Annotated in this window: 20 protein-coding genes and 1 other RNA gene; 15 read left to right on the top strand and 6 right to left on the bottom strand. The window is 41.9% G+C overall.

Annotated features, from left to right (window positions below; translation table 11 throughout):
* Positions 1-14: 14 nt before the first annotated feature.
* Entirely contained in the window at positions 15-314 is a 300-nt protein-coding gene (locus ACL934_RS18680) for a hypothetical protein (protein ID WP_413612765.1), read from the bottom strand.
* A 508-nt stretch (positions 315-822) separates the two neighbouring features.
* On the opposite strand from ACL934_RS18680, the gene ACL934_RS18675 reads away from it, so the two are divergent.
* Complete coding sequence (locus ACL934_RS18675; RefSeq protein ID WP_413612764.1) at positions 823-1632, top strand: prolyl oligopeptidase family serine peptidase; 810 nt, start codon at positions 823-825, stop codon at positions 1630-1632.
* Here ACL934_RS18675 and ACL934_RS18670 read toward each other — a convergent pair.
* On the bottom strand, positions 1623-2600 hold the full coding sequence (locus tag ACL934_RS18670; protein WP_413612763.1) for a serine/threonine protein kinase: 978 nt from the start codon (positions 2598-2600) through the stop codon (positions 1623-1625). The two genes, ACL934_RS18675 and ACL934_RS18670, sit on opposite strands and share 10 nt — an antisense overlap.
* 84 nt (positions 2601-2684) lie before the next feature.
* Here ACL934_RS18670 and ACL934_RS18665 point away from each other — a divergent pair, with 84 nt between their 5' ends.
* Positions 2685-3440 carry a M48 family metallopeptidase gene (locus ACL934_RS18665; protein WP_413612762.1) on the top strand — a complete coding sequence of 252 codons (756 nt, stop codon included), beginning with the start codon at positions 2685-2687 and terminating at the stop codon, positions 3438-3440.
* Here ACL934_RS18665 and ACL934_RS18660 read toward each other — a convergent pair.
* Positions 3434-4126, bottom strand: coding sequence for a phosphatase PAP2 family protein (locus ACL934_RS18660; protein ID WP_413612761.1), 693 nt, complete (start codon positions 4124-4126; stop codon positions 3434-3436). The two genes, ACL934_RS18665 and ACL934_RS18660, sit on opposite strands and share 7 nt — an antisense overlap.
* A gap of 124 nt (positions 4127-4250) precedes the next feature.
* On the opposite strand from ACL934_RS18660, the gene ACL934_RS18655 reads away from it, so the two are divergent.
* The 4 genes from ACL934_RS18655 (at position 4251) to ssrA (ending at position 8813) form a co-directional block, all read left to right on the top strand.
* Positions 4251-5615, top strand: a complete 1365-nt coding sequence (locus ACL934_RS18655) for a hypothetical protein (protein WP_413612760.1) — start codon at positions 4251-4253, stop codon at positions 5613-5615.
* A gap of 168 nt (positions 5616-5783) precedes the next feature.
* Complete coding sequence (locus tag ACL934_RS18650) at positions 5784-6665, top strand: hypothetical protein (RefSeq protein WP_413612759.1); 882 nt, start codon at positions 5784-5786, stop codon at positions 6663-6665.
* A gap of 104 nt (positions 6666-6769) precedes the next feature.
* Positions 6770-7969, top strand: coding sequence for a TIGR02147 family protein (locus ACL934_RS18645; RefSeq protein WP_413612758.1), 1200 nt, complete (start codon positions 6770-6772; stop codon positions 7967-7969).
* 498 nt (positions 7970-8467) lie between these two features.
* Positions 8468-8813: a transfer-messenger RNA gene (gene ssrA / locus ACL934_RS18640) on the top strand.
* 161 nt (positions 8814-8974) lie between these two features.
* Here ssrA and ACL934_RS18635 read toward each other — a convergent pair.
* Positions 8975-9130, bottom strand: a complete 156-nt coding sequence (locus ACL934_RS18635; RefSeq protein ID WP_413612757.1) for a transposase — start codon at positions 9128-9130, stop codon at positions 8975-8977.
* Between the two features lie 74 nt (positions 9131-9204).
* On the opposite strand from ACL934_RS18635, the gene ACL934_RS18630 reads away from it, so the two are divergent.
* The 4 genes from ACL934_RS18630 to ACL934_RS18615 all read left to right on the top strand — a co-directional run bounded on the left by ACL934_RS18630 (position 9205) and on the right by ACL934_RS18615 (position 13117).
* Positions 9205-9564, top strand: coding sequence for a hypothetical protein (locus ACL934_RS18630; RefSeq protein ID WP_413612756.1), 360 nt, complete (start codon positions 9205-9207; stop codon positions 9562-9564).
* The gene (locus ACL934_RS18625; protein ID WP_413612755.1) at positions 9564-9950 is read left to right on the top strand and encodes a hypothetical protein; all 387 of its coding nucleotides are present in this window, start codon (positions 9564-9566) and stop codon (positions 9948-9950) included. Before ACL934_RS18630 ends, ACL934_RS18625 begins: the two co-directional genes overlap by 1 nt.
* A gap of 230 nt (positions 9951-10180) precedes the next feature.
* Positions 10181-11296: an FRG domain-containing protein gene (locus tag ACL934_RS18620; RefSeq protein ID WP_413612754.1), complete on the top strand. Its 1116-nt coding sequence runs from the start codon at positions 10181-10183 to the stop codon at positions 11294-11296.
* Positions 11297-12121: 825 nt separating this feature from the next.
* On the top strand, positions 12122-13117 hold the full coding sequence (locus ACL934_RS18615) for a PAS domain-containing protein (protein WP_413612753.1): 996 nt from the start codon (positions 12122-12124) through the stop codon (positions 13115-13117).
* 275 nt (positions 13118-13392) lie between these two features.
* On the opposite strand, the gene ACL934_RS18610 is transcribed toward ACL934_RS18615, so the two are convergent.
* A complete protein-coding gene (locus ACL934_RS18610; protein ID WP_413612752.1) occupies positions 13393-14226 on the bottom strand; it encodes a hypothetical protein in 834 nt (277 codons plus the stop codon).
* 160 nt (positions 14227-14386) lie between these two features.
* Between ACL934_RS18610 and ACL934_RS18605 the strand changes: the two genes are divergently transcribed.
* Entirely contained in the window at positions 14387-17473 is a 3087-nt protein-coding gene (locus ACL934_RS18605; protein WP_413612751.1) for an SIR2 family protein, read from the top strand.
* A gap of 117 nt (positions 17474-17590) precedes the next feature.
* Positions 17591-18040, top strand: a complete 450-nt coding sequence (locus tag ACL934_RS18600; RefSeq protein WP_413612750.1) for an SRPBCC family protein — start codon at positions 17591-17593, stop codon at positions 18038-18040.
* Between the two features lie 12 nt (positions 18041-18052).
* Here ACL934_RS18600 and ACL934_RS18595 read toward each other — a convergent pair whose 3' ends face one another.
* Complete coding sequence (locus ACL934_RS18595; RefSeq protein ID WP_413612749.1) at positions 18053-19003, bottom strand: GNAT family N-acetyltransferase; 951 nt, start codon at positions 19001-19003, stop codon at positions 18053-18055.
* Positions 19004-19215: 212 nt separating this feature from the next.
* On the opposite strand from ACL934_RS18595, the gene ACL934_RS18590 reads away from it, so the two are divergent.
* Genes ACL934_RS18590 through ACL934_RS18580 form a run of 3 tightly spaced genes read left to right on the top strand, consistent with a single transcriptional unit; the run spans position 19216 to position 20820 of the window.
* Positions 19216-19989, top strand: coding sequence for a TIGR02147 family protein (locus ACL934_RS18590; RefSeq protein WP_374076067.1), 774 nt, complete (start codon positions 19216-19218; stop codon positions 19987-19989).
* Positions 19982-20332 carry a VOC family protein gene (locus ACL934_RS18585; RefSeq protein ID WP_374076065.1) on the top strand — a complete coding sequence of 117 codons (351 nt, stop codon included), beginning with the start codon at positions 19982-19984 and terminating at the stop codon, positions 20330-20332. Before ACL934_RS18590 ends, ACL934_RS18585 begins: the two co-directional genes overlap by 8 nt.
* A 59-nt stretch (positions 20333-20391) precedes the next feature.
* Positions 20392-20820 carry a GNAT family N-acetyltransferase gene (locus tag ACL934_RS18580; protein ID WP_413612748.1) on the top strand — a complete coding sequence of 143 codons (429 nt, stop codon included), beginning with the start codon at positions 20392-20394 and terminating at the stop codon, positions 20818-20820.
* The last annotated feature ends 3 nt before the right edge of the window (positions 20821-20823 follow it).

Here is a 20823-nt window from a genome sequence, read left to right as displayed (position 1 = left end):
TCCCCCCAAAAGAATTACCTCGAGAAATAAGGATTCTTTATTTGGGACTCAAGCTGATAAGTTGAGATCTCCACAGTCTCGAAGACTTTTTCTGGAGATGTATAGCGCACAAGTTGCGGTCCTCTAAAAATAGCAGATGCCATTGCAAGCATTCCTCCTAAGAGTTTGTACACGAGGTACGCGAGGAAGCTTGTTAGTAGACCGGCCCTTTTCACGCTTTCAACAGACACATCAGCTGAGGCTTCAACGAGCTTCAATAAGTAACGCTCGTTTTGGAATTCCCATTCTTTTTTCTTGCGTAATAACGCATTCATAGCTTCCTCCTCAGGATTGATAATGCTCGCAAAAGCGCTACTCAAAAGGCCGCTGAATAGGCTTGCGCGAGAACTGTTTTAAGTTTTTTGGGTTAAGACCAAGAATAAAAAATTGCCAAACGGACAAGTTCTTAAAACTTGGGATTTTTGTTATTTAAATTTTACTAATGTAGTGAATTGGAACTTTGTACGTAGCTAGAATTGACCGACGGAGGCCACGTCATTTCCGTTCACTGTTGATAGTGTGGAATCGTTAAGATTTTTAATAATCATCATAATCATGATGGCCTCCTTTCATTAGAGTTACTTCAATATCTGAGAAGTCTTTGAAAAAGTAAACTAAATTCTTGGAAATCTTTTGTAGGAGCCAGTTCCAAGATGGGTCCAGAGGTTCGCGGAGATTGTCGGTAATTACAGTTAGGTAATTCATTTTGAAACTATTCCCAGCGACAATCTAAAACACTTCTTATATGGTGCGTGAACTTCAAATCCTTGCTGGGAGAGACTCGTGAAGCATTTTATTCTGGGAATTCTTGGTTTTGTTTCAATGGCAGCTCACGGGCAGGCACAAGTGTCGATGTGTAAAACATCGGGTATCGTTGACCGCATCACGTGTCCATCAAACGCAGTTGATATTTCTGGTCCGCACATTACACGCAAAGTGAAGTACGCATTACCTGCGGGAAAAGCACCAAAAGGTGGTTGGCCGACAGTTGTGATCTATCAAGGAAGTTTTTTTGAAGTCGAATTTTCTCGCCAACGTATTTTACCCTTCGGCGGTTACAACGAAATTCGTTTGATTCAATCCTTGCTTGATCATGGATTCGCCGTTGTTGCTCCTCCTGCCATCAGTGGTGTTGCTTGGATGACAAATCTTATCGGAGTTGACTACGAACTCTCTGAAGACTTCTATTTCGTTCAAGAACTTTTAAAAAAAATGAAGACCGGAACTTTCGGCAAACTTAACATGAACCGTCTTTATGCGACGGGCATCTCCAGCGGTGGCTATCACTCAAGCCGCATGGCTGTGACGTTCCCGGGAACATTTAAAGCCATCGCCGTAGAGTCTGCTTCTTATGCGAACTGCAAGGGACCCATCTGTTTTGTTCCTCAGAATATTCCTGAAAATCATCCGCCTACGTTGTTCTTGCACGGTGAACATGATTCCGTTGTTCCAGTGGGTACGATGCTTGATTACTACGAGAGACTTAAAAATGTCGGTGTAGAAGCTGAAGCAGTTATTGATGCAACGGCAGGTCATCAGTGGATTGATGAAGCTCCCGAGCTCATCACGAATTGGTTCTTAGCTCATCCTTGAATCTGCCAAGAGATCTTTTCTAAAGCTTCCACCTCTTCGGCCCAATATCTAAAGGTATTAAATTCGGGAAAAAGACGGGGGAAGCTTGGATCTTCCCAGCGTTTTGCGATCCATCCTGCATAGGAAATAATACGAAGGCCTCTTAAGAGAGGAATCCACGACCACTGGTGATCGGGGAATTCGCGCAGCTCTTCATAACCTTCGATGATTTGTGATTTTTCTTCATCGAGCAAATCCGCATCGCCAGATAAAAGCATCCAGAAATCCTGAATCACGGGACCATTGACGAAATCGTCGAAGTCCACCAGGAAAAATTCTTTTCCGTTATTGAGGAGATTTCCTTTATGGCAGTCTCCATGAATGCGAATGAATTCAGAAGGATCAAAAGTGTCATCAATAGCAAAAAGAATGTCTTCAGAGGCTACGGTATAGCGTTCACGCAACTCGGGAGTGATCCAGTCTTGCAAGAAATCTAAAGTGTTCCAGCCACCGTAATAACTCGTATCCAGAACCGGGCGGTGCGGAGCTGGCTTCTTTGCGCCGATATTATGAACCTGCGCCATCAGGCGGCCGACTTTATGAAGTTCGCCCTCTAAAAATTCCTGCGGCATTCTGCCTAAAACTTTCGGAAAGAAAGCGACAAACATTCCGTCCACTTCCGAAATCGTGCTGTCGTGTCCTTGAAAAAGAGGAGCTACGGCGGGAATGCCTTCATTTTTTAGAGACAAAAGAAATTCGTGCTCTTCAAGAATGGCTTCCTTGCTCCAGCGATGAGGGCGATAGAATTTCGCGATTATGTTTTTGTTTAGAGCCGTTGAGTCATGAGGCTGTTCCAGCTTGATATCAAAAACGCGATTCTCATAGGAATTCAATTGAGTGAATTCCCCCGTGGGATAAAAACCCGCATTTTCTGCCGCTTGCAGAACTTTTTCGGGATCTAAGCTATAAAAAGAAGAGCTTTTGTCCATTTTACCTACTGCCATGCGATACAAAAAGGTACGGCGTACCTCCAAACTTGCCAGTTTTTGGGGCTTAAGTCATTCTCTGACTTGATGAGCGGCAAAGAAACCTTTCTCTTCGCAAAATGGTCTGTGGAAGTGCATCGACGGTCTTTTCGTCGTTCGGTTTCTATTTATCTTTATCCTAATAAGCCCATCAAAGTGATTGCCTCAAAAAGCACGACACAAAAAGTGATCGTGGACTTTCTTATGGCTAAAAAGGACTGGATTGAAAAGAACTTTGAAAAGTTCTCTGAGATCGCAGAAAAATTCCCGGAAAAACGCATCAAGGCCTACGAAAATTTCCCGTTTATGGGAAAAGAGCGAAAACTCAAAGTTGTGATCACTCTTCATAAGAAAACTTTTGTTTCGGTGACCGACGAAAATCTGCTTTTGCACATCCCGCGAAATGACTGGAGTGCGAACTCTCTTATTGAAGAACATCCGACAGCTTTAAAAGAAATCCGTCACTTCTATAAAAGAGAAGCCGTGAACTTTTTAAGTGAGCGTGTCGCTTATTGGTCCGAACAAATGAACTTAAAACCCTCGCAAGTGAAGTTCCGTGAACAAAGAACTCGCTGGGGGAGCTGTTCGTCTAAAAAGATCATCAATTTGAATTGGCGTTTGATCGTCTTCACTCAAGAGATCATCGACTACGTGATTGTTCATGAGCTAGCACATCTGCAGCACATGAACCACTCTGATCGCTTTTGGTCTTTGGTGGAAAAGTATGTGGCAAACTATAAAGACATTATGAAGTCTTTAAAAGAATCCCAATATCTTGTCGAATTTCTCTCTGAAAATCAGTAAAGACCGTTTTTCGTTTTATTGCGCATCACAGACAACGCTAGCAATGTTCCGACGTAACCAACGCCGCCTCCGAAAATGATGTCGCTTAAGAAGTGGTCATGCACTACGATGCGAGTCGCTGCCACAAGCATCGCGAAAGGTATCCAAAACCAACGGAATCTTGGGAAGGCCACACTCATCATCGTTGCAGCAGTAAAGATCACTTGCGAGTGTCCTGAAGAAAACGAGTGCCAATGCCAGTGCGTTGTAAATGGCGTAAAGACAAAGGGATCAAAATCAGGAGTTTTATGCGGTCTCTGACGGCCTACTGCGAATTTGATAATATGAGTTATTGCCCCACATAGTAAGAGAGCCGCGAAGAAGTTCAATCCCCAACGTCTATAGAAGTCGACTCTATGAGAATGACTTTTTAATGCACCAATATGCGGAGCCACCCACTTTGCAAGCGCCCACACGCCAAGAGCAAGAATAAAGTAGTATTCCGAAAGACCTGCATCTGTAAGAACTCTTGCAGGTCCGCGGATCGTGGCTTTGATATCGGGATTTGCGAAGTAGGCAGAGACTGTTTGGTCAAAAAAATATCCCGCAACAATCGCTAGCGCGAGCGAAATAAGGATCACCTTAATAATATGTCTTGTCAGTTTTCGAGGGTCGCTGATGAGCTCGCCGAATTGTTGTACAGGCATGTAATTCCTTCCAAGACAGAGTCTAAAACGTAACCGTATTGCAATACAAGCCCTGATGAGGGGTGACGAATATTGGCCCAAGGCTTGCTTAATGGTCCAGCGACAGAATACTTGGAGGTTTCTAATGTTACCAATGCTTCAAAAAAAGCACACATTGATTACGGCCGCTTTGCTTGCGACTTTGACGTTAAGTGCGTGCGGTAAGAAAAAAGACGTAATCGCAGCTCCACCTGAAGAATCTAAAAAAACAGGTGAGTCTGATACTAATGGTCAAATCGGTGGTGGTCTTCCTGATCCGAATAAACCAGATGATTATAATCCACCACTCCCTGAGCCAATTCCTGAGCCGAGAAAACCAACTCCGCCGGGTTCGACTCAACAACCAAATCCACTTCCTCCTCCTCCAACAGCTCCGACGGCTCCTTCTCAGCCACCGAAGCCAACAACTCCTCCAGTGGTAGACACTCGTCCAGCTCCGGCTCCGGGTGCGAATCAATTGCCGCCTGACTATCGTACTAACGATCCAGGTAATGCGACTCGTGATAATTTATCTAAGCGCATGACTGGTGGCGTGACGTCAGATGGTCTTGTTTATACTTCTTCTTCGACAGATGATCTTTTGAATTTCCTGAGAGCTCGTAACGAAAAAGTAGGTTACGAAACTCGTCGTGCGAATGTTGAAGCAGCTTCTTCTGTTTTGTCTGCGAAAATGACGATCGATGGTTTGTCTGGTGACGCTATCGTGACTTTGAAAGTTCAAGAAGGAAATGAAGTTAAAGTTTATAACGTTGCTGGTGCAAGTAACAATGGCGGATATGCTTCTCCATTGAGATCTGTTCGTGCAGGTAACGGTGAGAAGTCTACAGGTTCTCGCGCTCTTGAAGGCACTTTGAAGTGCGTTGATCTTGATGGCGGGTGTGAGAATACTTTCGTAAGACTTAAAATCGGAACTTCTCCGTCAAGTGCGATCATCAACTTGGTGTTCAGAAATTCTTCTGCTGATTTGTATTTCAATCTTCCAGGTGAATACTCGAACAATCCAGAGTACTTGGTTTTAAGAGACTTCATCGTGAACACGATCCAAGGTCTTAAAGTTCCAGATAGAATCAAAACTATCCGTATGAGTTCTTGGGAAGTTGTAAACGGTCGTTCTGGTGTGGCTCTTTCTATGAAGGGTGCTAACAACGAACTTCTTGCTTTCGCGGGTCCATTGCTTGCTCCTGAAGCGGGTACTGGTGTGAACATCAACTTGTCACGTATTGCTAAAGATCAAGAAGACACTTTGGATTTGATCTCTTTGGATAATACGAAATTGAACCTTGCTAATACAATTGGTGAGGCTCGTATGGTGGCTAACAACGGTCTTGGTCAAGTGCGTTTGGCTTTGAAAATGAGAAAACGCGGTTCTTATGCTCAAGATCAGTTCCTAGTTACTTTCATGAGAAGAGTAAAACCTCTCATTGATTTGACTGACGATAATTTGAAATAGATCTAAATTGTTCCTAGCGTTCCTTATGTTTAGGGCCACGGACCTCCAAGCCGTGGCCCTTTTTTATTATTTAACACACGGTGCTGGTGTCGAATTGTCCCAAAACCAGTTGGTACACGAGTTGCTTAAGGGAGATGTGGGGAATCACCAAAACCTTTGGGGGACAGAATGACTCTAAAAAACAGCTTATTAATCGCTTTTGCTGCTATCACTCTTACTTCTCTTTCTGCTGGAGCTTATATTGTTCCAGGAGGACCTCGTCCTGTTGAGCCAGCTCCTTATCCAGACGACGGTGGCTTTAATCCAGGCAATCCATTCCCTGGTGAAGATGACTTCGGTAACGGAGGCATTGGAAACGGTGGTATCAATGGTCGCCAAGAACAAAAGATCATCTATTTGGGTCGCAGAGTTTCCAATGAAACTTTACCTCTTCGTCAATTGGCAGGAATCGGCGAAAACTATCGCGGTTACACTGTTCAATCTGTTGTTGTTGAAATTCGTCGCAGCGGACCTCAAGCAGAAATCTCTTTGATTGCTGATGGTCGTGAAGAAGACACTTCTTACTCTCCACAAGGTGCTATTCAACTTTACCCTCGTTACAGAGCTGTGATCGGTGAAGACATCCGTTCACTTCAATTGTCTGTTCGTGGTGTTGCAGAGATCGCTTCAATTACTGTAAACTTGATTGATAATGATCGCGTTGAGCGCCCAGGTCGTCCGGGTCGTGGTGTCGATGTTCCACTTTATGTGTCACGTCGCATGTATGGAAATGATCGTTTGGATCTAACTCAATACATCGATATGTACCGCTACCGTGGTTACAGAATCCAAGAGATCGTGATCGAAGCGACTCCGGTTTACAACACAGCTTTGATTGATCTTTTGATCAACGGTTTCAACCAAGGTCAAACTTTGCAAGTGGATCGCTACAACTCTCGCCAAACTGTTCGCCCACAAAATGCCGTGCTTGGCCAAGGAGCTGAGAGTTTGGTTCTGTACACTCGCGGTGACTTAGATATTCGCGCGGTGACTTTGCGTCTATCTCGTTAATAAGCATTTTAAAACTCGATGACTAGAAAAGGACTCCGTAAGGGGTCCTTTTTTTATTTCGCGTGGCTCCGGTTTTTATGCCTTGCGATAATGTAAGCCCCTTTGTGCACAAATCCGCTTGTTTTGAAGATTTAAATCAGGTGAACTATCTGGGTGCAAAAGGAGATCTGATTTCTATGCAAAACAGTCATCTTGAGTTTAGCAAAGGCAAAGAAATTTCAATGGGTTCGGCGAATCCGCCTATCCTTTCTGATTACATGAACTACCGTCAGTTCTTGGCGGATTTTTATCAGTTCAAACGTAAGAGTTCGAAAGGATCTTTAAGAGCTTATAACTACGCTGTGTTTTCAGCAGCAGCGAATATTAAATCTCCCAACTATCTAAAAATGATCATCGAGGGGAAAAGAAACCTCTCTGAAGATATGATTGGAAAATTCGGCAAAGCTTTGGGCTTTATGAAAGACCAAACTGACGAGTTCCGTTTGCTGGTGCAATTCACTCAAGCAACAGATCCTGCTGAACGTAATATGTATCTTAAGAAACTCAGCGAGCATCGTGTTGCTGGGAAATTGAAATCTGGCGAGATCGACCGCAAAACGTGGGAGAAAGTTCCTAACTGGGTTGCGTGGATCATCTACGCGATGGTGGATCAAGAGGGCGTGTCTTTCGATACGGCCGCTTTGAAAACGATTCTTCGTGGTAAAGCTTCTGAAGATGAAATCGAAACAGCTCTGGGTACTTTGATCAACTCTGGTGAGCTTCGTCGTGACGAAGTGACTGGTGAGTTGAAAAAGAACAGAAGCTTGATCGAGTCTCCGGAAGAAATTCCTGTGGCTCTTGTTCGTAAGCTTCAATCTCAATTGATGTACTTGGGTCTTGAGTCTTTGTATCAAGATCAACCGACGGACAGAGAGTTTGGTACGTTGACAATGTCTTTGACGAAAGCTGAGTTTGAAGAAATCAAATTTAAACTTCGTCAGATGAGAAAAGCTCTTCACAAAGACAACTCGATTGCGCGCATGAAAGAAAAAGGGGAGAGAGTTTATCAACTCAACATCCAACTTTTCCCTGTGACAAATGCAGTTGAAGGAGTTGAAAAAACTCCTGTGATTAAGCCCGCTCTTGATTTGAAACCAGAGACAGCGATTGTTGAGCAAGCTCCTGTAACGGCGGCTCCAGCTCCACAAGCACAACCTGCTCCTGTGACAGCGCAAGCTTCTGCAGAGACGGCTTCTGCGAAAGATCGTTCTAATGTGAGTTCTTTAGCTGCGACGGCGGCGTCTGCTGCGGATCTTTTCCGTTAATTCTTGTAAGCGGTTCTGTGATTTTGCAGAGCCGCTTTTTTAACTTCTCCATTTAAAAATTTGATTATTTGCTAAGCAGATTTGCCACTTTCTGTGTGCTTTGAAATATGAGTCCGCTCGCCAAAAAAGCGGACGCGATCGCGGTTATTTTCGTTAAACTTGGATAATTTGCCTAAATAGAGGGCCGATTATAAACGTGACAGCCATTCGCAAAAATTTAAGATTCTTAAATTTTAGTGTCATTATTGCCCCATTTTTTGTGCACATCTGTGGATAACTCTGTGGAATAGGGCCATAAATGGTGGATATCTCGAACTTTTGGCGTAAATTGTCCCGTGCTAACGTTAAGATCTCGTTAGGATGACACCACCTCTGCAAGACAAAAGTCCTGCGTCACGAAAAATTTAATCGTTGAATGTGAGGAGTAAAATCGGAAGGATAAACGATTTTCATTTTGCCGCTGATTATGTGGTAGGATGAAACGATGTTTTCACACATGGGGGCGTACTGGCTTCGACGTGGGTGCTGAAGCATAAGGAGCATACAGGGGCGCATGAGGACCTCTTTAAAAACGTGCATTTTGTAATTGGCAACGATTACGCACTTGCAGCTTAATTAGCCGCACGATCTACCTTGAGGTGGTTGCGCTCTTGGATAGATTGTCATTTAGTGACCTCGGTGAGTTGGGTTTTCTCCAGCAGACTCGCTTAAATTTACTGGGGGAATGTTTGATGGGAACTTTGTCGATAGAGGTCCCATCATCAAATTAAAATATCGACTAAGTATGTAGCGCCTTATCGTGGATCTCTTGCGGACGCGGGTTCAATTCCCGCCGCCTCCACCAATTTAGAAAATAAGAAACCTCCCACTCGGGAGGTTTTTTATTTTCTGAATTGTTTGAAGTCTGTTGGTGTTTGAACTCTCAAGTGTGAGCAAAGCGAACAGACGTGGGTTCGCAAAAATGCGGTTCTACTCGCTCCATAGTGGGCAATTTCAAAAAGTCATTTAAGCACAAGCATTTAGGTATCTGAGTCTATACATTTCAAAGCTTTTAACGCCGTAAGCTCGCTTCTGTACTAGCTTTGCCACATTGTTAAAGCCTTCCGTTCTTGCGTTAGTAATCCGCAGTGGATATTTGGGTTTTCTTTTTTCAGACAACATCGGTTCTACGGTTCGAACAACTAACTTCTAAAAACGAGCTTTTGACAAAACAGAATTTGATGTATGATTTCTTTGTGGCAAAGAAACAAAGTCAAGGTAATCCGAAAAACGTAATAAGGTATCTCGAAATACTCTTGGGTGTATTTGGCGTTGCTATTGTCGGTTTTTTAGTTGCTATAGGAATATATAAAAATAAGATCGATAATTTAGAGTTTAACTTTGGTGAGCAAAAAAAAGAAATTGCTGAATTGAAAGACGATATCAAGGAAATTTCCCAAAAATTCAATGATCTAAATACGAAGGTAAATGGCCATGATATTAAAATTGGAGCAATAACGGGTAAGCCCTCCTTTGTAGAGAGAGTTGAGCCTCAACCTGGATCTACGAACTATAACTTAAAAGGCTTCGTGGAATCTCAAAGGGGAGGTGATTGATGATGAAAATTATACTAATTTTTAGTTTGTTTTTTCTTGGCTGTGAAAATGCTCGCAAAGACACGTCAATTATTACGACGACTCAAGAGTCTATACCTTCTCAAAAGGTTGAGGCTATTACTGTTAAAAGTGAACCTTTCATAAAAGAAGCCCTACATTCTAAATCAAATGTATGCGTTAGTAATTACCATTGTATCAAATACGTAAATCTTCCTGACACTAAGGTGAAGATAGTTGAGGTTGTTGTTCAAGGGACAACATCCATGCAAATTAAAACATATGACAAAAACGGTGTGCCTATAGATCTCGAACCAACCTATGTTTTTGAGATCAAGGGCACTAAGATGCCAGCAACTATCGACGTAGAGTTGGTAAAAAAGAAGTAGTACCTACACGAGAATCTACTTTTAAATATCATGTAAAAGATGAATCCTCGCGCGTTTCGAATATTGGGGAAAACTTTTTCCACGCATAAAGAATCCATTGTCATTGATGTTGAGCCGAATACCTACCCTTTAATACTGAAAGAACATAGTCCATTATATATCACTTCTATTTTGTTTACTTTCAAAGGAAACTTTAGCGCAGACACTTAAACTGGTTAATAGGGATTTCTATGAACGGACAATGGATCGGATCTTATGCAGGTTCATCTGCAGGCAGCATAATCTTGAATTTAGACGATCGTGGCACTCATTTCGAAGGTCATGCCTATGCGTTCGAGGAAAACAATGAACGGCCAAGCACATACGCGTCTATCATAACACCTGGCAAAGGTCAGATGTTGGAATTCGAAGCACTAATATTGCCGATAGATCCTATCTCCGGAGACCTTGTAGACTGGAAAGATATTGCTCATCTATATCCTGGAACTATTTTTGGAAAAAAAGTGGCCATAAAGTTAGAATACAAAAATTCGGTATTGGAATTCGAATGGAGAACCGATATTGGATCTAATGGTATCGCCACACTTCATAAAAGCGAATCAGACAAGCCGACGGAATATAGCCCTATTGCGGAGGTGCAAACCTGGGATCAGTTTAAGAGTTTCGTGAGCAGTCTTGAATATCGTAGATTTATCTTCCGCGGCCAAGAAGAAGCCAAAAGACTCCGAACCAGTTTTCACCGGACAGGTCGTGCAGATCTTTTTTTCTACATTAACAATGATATACCTGCTCTATACCGTCACTTGAGTCAGCGCACGAAGTTCATTTTTAATCTGGACATCCCAGATCAAAATGGCGCTTTTATGAACCTGGCCCAGCATCATGGATATCCAACCCCACTTCTTGACTGGTCGTATTCTCCTTTCGTCAGCGCTTACTTTGCCTATAAAAATATTAAGTCTTCGCATGCCGATCAGGCCGGTGATGATCAAAAAGTAAGAATATTTATGTTTGATCAAAAATCCTGGCGGAAAGAGTATAATCAGCTTAAAAAACTTAGTAGTTGGCCTCATTTTTCTCTGTTGGAATTTATTGCAATTGAAAATGAGCGAATGATTCCTCAACAATCTATATCAAGCGTTACAAATTTAGATGATATCGAAACTTATATCAGAGCCAAAGAGAAAGAGAAGGGACAGCAATTTCTTAAGATAATAGATCTCCCTCTAAAGGAACGTACGCGAGTAATGCGAGAACTGGCAGTCATGGGAATCACAGCGGGTTCCTTATTCCCGGGTCTCGATGGAGCATGCGAAGAAATTAGAGAGAGATTTTTTAGAACTTAGACATCAGTTTTAAGGAGAAGTTTCGAAATTCAAACGTCTTCGGGAGCATAGGATGGATAAATCTACTAAGAAAGAAGTCGTCGTCGTCGGTCTAATTAAGGGAAGTATTAGCGCAATACCGGTGGCGGGTGGACTTCTTAATGAAGTCATCTTCGATATCAGAGGAAGAATATTTTTATATATTAAATTGTTTATAGGATTGAAAAGGACGGTTTCAAATTCATAGCGTCACCCATAGAAAAGATAGAAATAAAATAGCACAATGCACGTCGTTTATTAAGTGAAGGGGTAAACGTTTTATTTTTGTCGGTGTTTAGGAGAGGGAACTGTAGGACTTCAAGTGGCATTCTCACATGATCCAGAAGTATAAACACCGTGAACTCCTGTTCAATAACCTGAATACTGAGTGGCAGGAGCTTCAAGGATCTACCTTGCAGGTCTGAGCTGTTCGACAGTTGAGTTCATGAGTATTTGCTCCTAAATACGAGAGGATACAGGTTGGGTACGGAGAAGATTTAAGACCTTCAAATGCGGACATTCGAGAAGAGTCAGGAAGCTCTCGAATGGGCAAGGGGCATGCTGTGAACAATAATAGTTTACCTGTGTTTGAGGCGAAGAGATTAATTCTTCGCGGAGTTACTCAAGCAGATTTGTAAATTCAAAATATACTAAGTTTGAAATTTGGGAGCTGTCTAAAGCGGAGTGGTTAGCTCGAATCTCGTAAATTAATATTCTCTCCATCATTTTTTTGTAATGTCCACACTTGTAGTTTACTTGAATGACACCCAGTAGATATGATCCAATAGATTGGTTGTGAGGCTCGACTTGGATCAGCGTGAAAAGAAAAAATCTATTGAATACTTCGGTTTCTGGCAGCTGCAAAACAAAATTACTCTATTTTCTCTGATTGCCATTTTGCTTTTGTCGGCTCTCTTTGTGATGGGAAGTGTGATGCTTCCAGCTGTCAGTACAACTCAATTTATTGCCTTTATCGTTTTGATTCCAGCGCTGGCGTGTTTTGGAATTGCCACATCTCACTCCTCGAATCTTGAATCCGCAAAAGCAGAGCGGGAATACAAAAGACTATTGTTGCGCTTGTCGGAAACGGAAGATTCACAAATCACTTTAGATCGTTTCTTCTCTATATCTAGTGATCTGATGGCTGTTGCGGGAAAAGACGGTCTTCTAAAAAAAGTCAGCGCATCACTTGTTAATACTTTGGGATATAGTGAAGAAACGCTGCTCAGCACTCCGTTCTTTGAATTTATTCATCCCCATGATAGAGCGGCGACACGTGAAAATATTAAGGCGTTGAATCTGGGACTGCGCTCGATGGGATTCGAGAACCGTTATCGGGCCGCTGACGGGACTTACCGAACATTAAGCTGGAGTGCTGCGGCTGATACAGAACTGGGTGTGAGATTCGCGTCGGCTCGTGATGTCACTGACGAACGCAATTTTAAAGATCGCATGCAGCAAATCTGGGATTCAGCTCCTTTTTTGCTGATGGTAAAAGACAGTGACGGAATAATCACCAATTGCAACGCTGCTTTTGCCCGCTCCGTAGGATTTTCAAGAGATTTACTACTAGGACAAAATGCAAAGCAATTTTTGCTACCCGAATCTACGGAATGTGCTCTTGGAAAAGAGCAAGAAGTTTTAAAATCTTTAAAACCACTGACATTTGACGAAGTCCTAATGAACCAAGGCGTGGCGGCAAGACATCTTTCCACCATTTTCCCTGTCCTTGATCAAACGGGAAAAATCATTTCCATCGGAAAAGTTTCCCTGAATATTGATTCGCTCGCTCAAAGGACTTAACTGCACGGAATTAAAGCGTGAGTTCATCGTAAATTTCCCTATTAAGTCATAAACTCGGTCAGAAGAGTGGAGCGCGTGAATACAACAAAAATGAGAGGAGCGAGAAGTGGAGGAAGAGCTGCTCCCATTAGTTATATCGGCAAACCTTGGAAGCCATAAAAATTAATTCCTATGGTGCCTAGTTACTTACAAACTGTGGAAGACTTTCCTTTATGGAAGATCTAAACGTCATGTTAAAAGATAACTGAAGTGCTTACTTGTAGAAAGAGATCCCCTTAATAACTTTGATATATAGCAATAGGGTTGATTTCAATAACAGGACCTGGGATTTCGAATTTGTCAGAAGATACATTTGATATACCCCCCAATAAAAGTCCCTGTTCTTCGACTCCTTTGAAGTTTCGAAACAAGTCTCTAAGTTTGTCTTGCTGCATTGATAGTTTACCTGGAAGGAAATTATAAAGGCTCACAGATTTTCCTATTGGATTTATTCGTCTAACTCTTCCTAAAACTGTAAACTCTCCATCTACATCATCTGGACTGAATATAAGATCGTCACCTACGTCTTTTTGAAGTAAATCAACGGATGTTACAAACTTGGTCGCAACGTTTGATAACGGAGAAACTACATATGTTGCTTTTTTGGGTTTAAGAAGGTTAACTGCGAGTGCGGCATTTTTATCAAGATCAAACTCCCCAGACACCATTGTGAACATTTCAATCAACCCTCCCATATAAGATTCTAGTTCGGAGCGCGTGAAGGTACCGGGTAATTCCACGATTTCTCCTATTCGCAATTGTCCTAAAATTGCGTCATCGAAACCTGCGAGAGACTGAATTTGATGCTTTTCATTGAGAATTTGGTACAGATCATTAAACAGCGAAGCGGTTGGACGCTTTATCAATCCTTCTCTTTCAACTAACAAAGTTTCTTCGTTTGCATATTTTGCGGCAATTCTTTCTAAACTAAAGCTTAGATCTTTATTGGATTTGGTTTGAGTATTAATCGTTAGCTTATATTCCGGTATTAAGTTGTCCACCAGAACACTTAGTAAACTAATGACACTTTTACGGTCGCAATATAACAGATCCGGAAGAAATGCAGACATAGGTCCTCCTAATTTATCTTTCAAAATACTAATATTAAATTCTAACAAGTACAGACCTAAGTACTAATATAAAAAAATCTGTGCAATCAGATTGCAAATCAAAACTCAGTGTATTTCGATATTTGTTTATAAATACTATTTGTTTGTTTTGGGGGCAAGCTTGGAAATTCCATCGAGTTTAATTGAAGATGTTAAGGGCGGGAATGCTATTCTTTTTTTAGGAGCCGGAGCATCTCTGGAAGCTAGAAATTCTAAAGGAGAGGTGCCACCGACGGGTACCGAGCTTGGCGCTATGTTAGCCGATAGGTTTTTGGGTGGCAATTATCGCGATTACCCTCTTAGTCAAATAAGTGAGTATGCAATTAGTGAGACTGATTTATTTAGAGTGCAAGATTTCATAAGAAATGTGTTTAAGGAGTTTAAGCCTACGGATACCCATTTGTTATTGCCAACATTTCGTTGGCGGGGCCTAGCTAGTACGAACTATGACTTATTGGTTGAGTCTTCGTATGAACAATCTGCAAATCGTGCTCAAGATCCACTAGTGACTTTTGTCGAAAATGGAGATCGCGTAGACGAAAAACTAAGAGATCCAAATGCCGTTCCTTATCTCAAACTACATGGATGTATAAATAGAATTGCAAACCCTGCGTGTCCACTAATTCTATCGTTGGATCAATACGGTGAATATAGAAAAGGACGCTCTCGCGTTTTTGACCATCTTAAAACATGGGCTTTCGAGAATCCCATAATATTTGTAGGATATGGTTTAAACGATCCGAATATCAGGCAGATTTTAGCTGAGGTTGCGTCGGAGTCAGGTAGTCGGCCTAGATACTATTTAGTGTCTCCTGCCGCGGGCGATATTCAGCGAAGATTCTGGGAGCAAAAAAAAATCACCGTAATTGAGGGTACTTTCGAAAAATTTTTAAAGAAGCTGGATAATGCGGCTCCAGCTATTTTACGAGGTATAAAAATTCAAGGAGCTACGGATCACCCGATCAGTGCGAAGTTTGGTGATAACAAAAGAATGTTGAGCAAAGGTTGCTCGCTGTTTTTGGAGAATGACGTCGATTACGTTGCATCTATTCGTTCGACAGAATTTCAAGACCCCAAATTGTTTTACAAAGGTATGACTAAGAATTGGTCGCCCATAGAACAAAACCTAGATGTAAAGAGGCTAATATCTGATACGATTATTGCTGAAGAAATTTTGGATACTACGCATAATGGCTTTAAGTTCATTCTAATTAGAGGGCATGCAGGATCAGGGAAAAGTGTATTGCTGCAGAGGCTCGCTTGGGAAGCCGGAAAAACTTATGACAAGACTGCATTGTATTTGAAGTCATTTGGGGCGATTAATCCATTTGCCTTAAATGAACTGATTCAGGCTACCGAGAAAGAAGTCTATCTTTTCGTAGACGATGCAGTAACACATGCCGCAGAAATTGAGCGTATGCTTTCATCATTAGGTGAAAATCTAAAGAGATTAAGACTTTTTTCAACAGCTAGGATCAACGAGTGGAACGCAATTTCTCCGAATCTTTCCTCCGCTGTTACGTCAGCTTTTGATTTGGAATTTTTACTTCGGCCTGAGATATTGAGTTTACTTCAGTTACTTAAGAGGCATAGTTCCCTTGGGGTTCTAAGCTCCCTTTCAGAAGAAGACCAAATCAAGGCGTTGACCGAGAGAGCTGGTCGTCAATTGCTTGTAGCTCTGCATGAGGCGACCGGCGGTAAACCTTTTGAGGAAATTATTGCGAATGAATATGATAGCATCAGGCCTCTTCGAGCTCAGCAAATCTATTTAACAATTTGTACTCTTAATAGATTAAACGTCCCCGTAAGAGCGGGATTGATCTCGAGAATTTATGATATAACTCTCGAAGAATTTAAAAACGAGCTGCACAATGCCTTGGATCAGGTCGTGTTTATCAAATCTAATCCGATGACACGTGACTATGTGTATGAGGCACGACATCCACAAATTGCCGAAATGGTATTTACGAATGTATTAAAAGATGTGCAAATTCGATATGATGAATTTTTGAAGTGCTTTAATAATCTCAATCTCGATTACCATTCAGACAACACCACATTTTTCAAAATGACAAATGCAAAAACGTTGCTGCATCTTTTTCCGGAGCACCAAATGGTACATACTATCTTTAAAATAGGTAGGGAGAAGGCGCCGGATAATTATCATTTGTTTCATCAAAATGCGATTTATGAGATGAGAAGGCCGAACGGAAACTTAGAGGAGGCAGAGAATCTCTTGAAAAAGTCATTTGAGATGGCTCCATGGAGTTATCCCGTGGCACATTCTTTAGCAGAACTGTGCCTAAAAAAGGCAGACATGTCTCGCACAAATCTAGAAGCAATGAAGTACATAAGTGAGGTGGAGTTACGTTGTTCTAAGCTTCTAACAGATAGCCCGGGTTCATATGGATTTCACACAATTGTAAAAGCGCAGCTGAAAAAATTAGATATTCTTTTGCAAGATGAGCGTCCTCCAACGGATTCAGAGTTGCAAGTAGTATTAAGAGATATTGAGGATAAATTAGAGCAAGGCTTAAAAAGATATCCAGATGATGCGCATCTGCTGGGTGCGGAGGCAGAGGTCGCTCAAAGAATTTCTGACTCCGAAAGGGCCATCGCTGCGCTTCAGAAATCATTTAAGAACAATCCGAGAAATAAGTTCGCTGCGATTCGTTTGTCTAAATACTATATAGAGTCCAAGAATCGAGCTGAAGCGACGCGTGTGTTGAAGGAGGCCTTAGATGCAGCTCCTGGAGAAAAACAGCTGCATTTAGAGTATGGCAAATTGTTGATGAATGAGACTGGTTATAAGCATGAGGATCTAATTTATCATTTTCGTAGAGCATATACTCCCGGTGACAAATCATATGATGCGCAATTGCTGCATGCTAGAAGTCTCTTTTTGAATGGGAATTTTGCAGAAGCAAAAAGTATTTTTGTAAACTCGCTCGCTTATGCAAAGGTGGCTTGGGAGGTTAAAACAGAAACTTACTACCCAGTGAGTCATAGATACAGAGGGACTGTGTCTAGGGTTGAAGCCTCATATTTTTTTATCATGAGAGATGGCGATAACGAATGGATATATGCACATCAATCGAAAGTATCTGAATATGTATGGAACAGAATTGAGCTGGGTATTAGAATCGAATTTGATTTGGCATTTTCTTTTAAAGGACCTAGCGCGCTGAATGCAGAGATTGTAAGTTAGATTAAAACGGTGTGTTGTTTTGGTAGGCGCTGTCGATTCGCATGAGCTCGAAGCACTGAGAACTTCCAAGACCGTCAGCCAAATAACTTTGGAATTATTCAAATAATAGGAGGAAAAATGCCAGGTACAGTTCAACTCCACCGCGTTTTCACAGCACCCCCTGAAAGGGTTTATCGTGCTTTTACCGATCCAGATGCATTGGTTAAGTGGATGGCTCCGCATGGGTTCACAGCCAAAATTCATTCTATGGATGCACGCGTGGGTGGCGGATACAAAATGTCATTCACCAATTTCTCAACGAAGAGCAGTCATTCCTTTGGTGGGAAATACACTGAAATAAAACCTAATCAGTTACTGAAATACACCGACAAATTTGATGATCCAAATATGCCTGGTGAAATGCAGATGACGATTTCATTTCGCGAAGTTATCGGCGGGACCGAAGTTAAAATCACGCAAGAAGGAATTCCCGACGCGATTCCAGTAGAAATGTGTTACGTAGGCTGGCAGCAGTCTCTTCATTTGCTTTCTCACGTCGTTGAACCGAATATTCCTGACGGTAACTAAACATAGTTGACGTCAGGGAAGCCTTAACTCCATCTGGATGTTGCAACGTTCATATGGAGTTGGTGGGCCGACGATTTTTTTAAAGCCCAGTTTTTCATAGAGTCTAATTGCTGGTTTTAAGATGGTGTTGCTCTCTAAGAACACGCGGCTTGCCTTAAGTTCCTTGGCTTTTTCAATCACAGCATTTCCCAGCATGAAGCCAATGCTTTTTCCCTGAGCTTTAGGTGAGACCGCCATTTTCGCAAGTTCGTAGCAGTCTAGATCATCTCGCTTCATGAGAGCACAAACGCCGACGGGCTCATTGTCGATGATCGCAACAAAGATGTGCCCGCCGTTATCTATGATGTATTCTTTCGGATTTTCCAAAGCATCACGATCTGGCTTTTCCATTTTGAAGTATTTCGAAATCCATTCTTCGTTAAGTCTGTAAAAAGCCTCTTTATATTTTGCTTGGTAGGGCACGATTTTTACATCCATAGACTCTCTCTTCTTTTTTATTTCAAGCACTCGATCACGGAGTGATTTTTGATCAAGGAGATATTCCCATTCCTCCATAGCTGCCCATAAGTTGTGAGTGGTCTGCGAAAGTATTTCCTCAATAGCATCATTGACATCTTTGTATTGAGATTCAATTTTTTGACTTATCTTTTGACCCTTCTTTGAAAGGGAGACTTTTGTTCGTCGTCGGTCGCTTGTGTCTGTTTTCTCAATGATTAATCCAGCGGCAGACATTTCAGCGACGATCTTACTGACGGAGGCGTGGGAATGTCCGATTTCTTCGGCGATAGATGTCACTGATCCTTCGCCTTTGATTGAAAGAATATAAAATACGGGGAACCACTTCGGTTGCAAATCGTTCCCGTAGACTTGGTAAATCTCCGCAGCATCTTGGCCGATCTTTTCGCTCAGAAGACGGATGCGCGTTCCTAATGCTAGTTTTCCAACTTGATTAAAGAATGTCATAACAAAAATATGTAACCAGTTACGTAATTTGTAAAGTAGTTTTTAAAATAGCTGGTTGGTACGGCTTGCAGATTTAAATTAATATTGTAATTTCAATAATATATATTCATGGCTGTTTTGGAATGTTCCAAGTGCTGGTTCGTAGAACATTACAGAACGTTTTGTTCGCCGAACATATTGTTCTACGAGTTCGATGATGCTAAATAGTTCTCATGAGGCTTGAGAATTACCGACATTATATTCAAAGCGAGTTTGAGAATCGACGTATTCGAAATCCCAGTTACTCCCTTCGTGCTTTTGCGCGAGATTTGAAGACTTCTCCGTCGAGATTGAGCGAAGCTATTAATGGTAAACGAGGTATCTCAAACGAATTGGCTCATGAATTTGTTCGGGCGTTAGGACTTGAAGGTATCGATGCTGAAATTTTTCTTTTGTCCGTAGAGGCCGAGCACTCTCGGTCGCCAAAACAAAAGAAGATCGCGCAAGAAAAGTTGAAGCAGACATTGGAGGCATCGGAGCTCACCCCTAAGACCTTTACGATTGTGGATTGGGTCGCTGATGCACTTCTCAAAATGAATGAGCGAGAGTCTGTTGCAGAAAATATTGAAATGGCGGCTGCCAAGTTAGGTGTTCCTAAATTCATGGCCATAGAAGCCCTGCGATTTCTCACTCGGTTGGGGTTCATTGCCGGATCAAAGAAATTTAAGACCTATCTGCAAAATAGGGGAGAAGGTCGCAGACTCAACGTCGATTATACGCAAGTCCTGGAGCAAGCCCATAAAGCTTATGTTGGAAGTGTCTCTGATAATCACTTCAATCATCAGGCTTTCCTTCTAGAGAAGAAGGACATGGAAAAGGCATTTCGAATTCTCGGTAATGCCATGGAAGAGATTCGCAAACTTGAATCTCGATCAAAGAATTCGAAAGTTGTTTTTGTAGCGAACCAAATTTTTTCTGTCGAAAAAGAAGGGAAGAAAAATGATTAAACGAATCAGTCACGTCATGATGTGGGGTCAAGATTTAGAAAAAGTCAGCAAGTGGTATAAGGAGAAACTTGGATTTTCGATCGGTTATTATGCACCCGGCGAGTTCTTGTCGCTGAATCATGCTGAAATGGGACGTTTGGACTTTCATGCGACAGGTGATGATAGATCAAATATCGGAAAAGGACCGATGCCCTACTTTATTGTCGACAATATTGATGAAGTGAAATCATGGCTTGAAGCAAAAGAGATTCAAGTAAATGTAATCCAACAAGTTGGCGATAGTCCTAAGCATACATGGTTCTGGGACTGCGAGGGCAACGTTATTGGACTTGAAGAGTTTTAATCGCTAAGATAGAAACCTTCTATCTGTCGACCTCTGACTGCAAAATGGAACGAGATGAAATGAATAAACGTACTTTTACAGTAAAAGGTAAAACGGATCTTGAGCGTTGTTATCCCATCATGAAAGAGCTAAGACCACATCTTAGCTTTGAAGAGTATATTGCAATTTATAATGAGGCCCACATCGCCGACGGCTATGAAATTGTGGCGATTGAAGATAAAGGTCAGATTATGGCCGTCATGGGTTATCGATTTCTGTCGGACTATGTTCGCGGAAGACATGTTTATGTAGATGATCTTGTTTCAACAGAAAAGGCTAGATCTCAAGGTCTTGGTGCGGAGTTGCTCAAGTTTGCAGAAGAAATTGCTAAGGCAAGTGGATGCAACACTTTAAGATTATGCACAGGAATTGAAAATGTTCGCGGTGTGAAATTCTACGAGCGCAACGGTTGGACGAAGCGCGCGTTTGCTTATACGAAAAAACTGTAAAAG

The organism is Bdellovibrio sp. HCB-110 (assembly GCF_047323225.1).
Classification (GTDB): Bacteria; Bdellovibrionota; Bdellovibrionia; order Bdellovibrionales; family Bdellovibrionaceae; genus Bdellovibrio.
Note: the sequence above shows the minus strand (reverse complement) of the source record. Positions and strands in the feature narration are given on the sequence as shown.

Coding starts and splice junctions, on each gene's coding strand:
- ACL934_RS18620 (WP_413612754.1), top strand. CDS start 10,181: ATGAACGGACAATGGATCGGATCTTATGCAGGTTCATCTGCAGGCAGC.
- ACL934_RS18660 (WP_413612761.1), bottom strand. CDS start 4,126: ATGCCTGTACAACAATTCGGCGAGCTCATCAGCGACCCTCGAAAACTG.
- ACL934_RS18590 (WP_374076067.1), top strand. CDS start 19,216: ATGAGGCTTGAGAATTACCGACATTATATTCAAAGCGAGTTTGAGAAT.
- ACL934_RS18635 (WP_413612757.1), bottom strand. CDS start 9,130: ATGTTGTCTGAAAAAAGAAAACCCAAATATCCACTGCGGATTACTAAC.
- ACL934_RS18610 (WP_413612752.1), bottom strand. CDS start 14,226: ATGTCTGCATTTCTTCCGGATCTGTTATATTGCGACCGTAAAAGTGTC.
- ACL934_RS18650 (WP_413612759.1), top strand. CDS start 5,784: ATGACTCTAAAAAACAGCTTATTAATCGCTTTTGCTGCTATCACTCTT.
- ACL934_RS18580 (WP_413612748.1), top strand. CDS start 20,392: ATGAATAAACGTACTTTTACAGTAAAAGGTAAAACGGATCTTGAGCGT.
- ACL934_RS18600 (WP_413612750.1), top strand. CDS start 17,591: ATGCCAGGTACAGTTCAACTCCACCGCGTTTTCACAGCACCCCCTGAA.
- ACL934_RS18665 (WP_413612762.1), top strand. CDS start 2,685: ATGAGCGGCAAAGAAACCTTTCTCTTCGCAAAATGGTCTGTGGAAGTG.
- ACL934_RS18655 (WP_413612760.1), top strand. CDS start 4,251: ATGTTACCAATGCTTCAAAAAAAGCACACATTGATTACGGCCGCTTTG.
- ACL934_RS18595 (WP_413612749.1), bottom strand. CDS start 19,003: ATGACATTCTTTAATCAAGTTGGAAAACTAGCATTAGGAACGCGCATC.
- ACL934_RS18670 (WP_413612763.1), bottom strand. CDS start 2,600: ATGGACAAAAGCTCTTCTTTTTATAGCTTAGATCCCGAAAAAGTTCTG.
- ACL934_RS18585 (WP_374076065.1), top strand. CDS start 19,982: ATGATTAAACGAATCAGTCACGTCATGATGTGGGGTCAAGATTTAGAA.
- ACL934_RS18680 (WP_413612765.1), bottom strand. CDS start 314: ATGAATGCGTTATTACGCAAGAAAAAAGAATGGGAATTCCAAAACGAG.
- ACL934_RS18625 (WP_413612755.1), top strand. CDS start 9,564: ATGATGAAAATTATACTAATTTTTAGTTTGTTTTTTCTTGGCTGTGAA.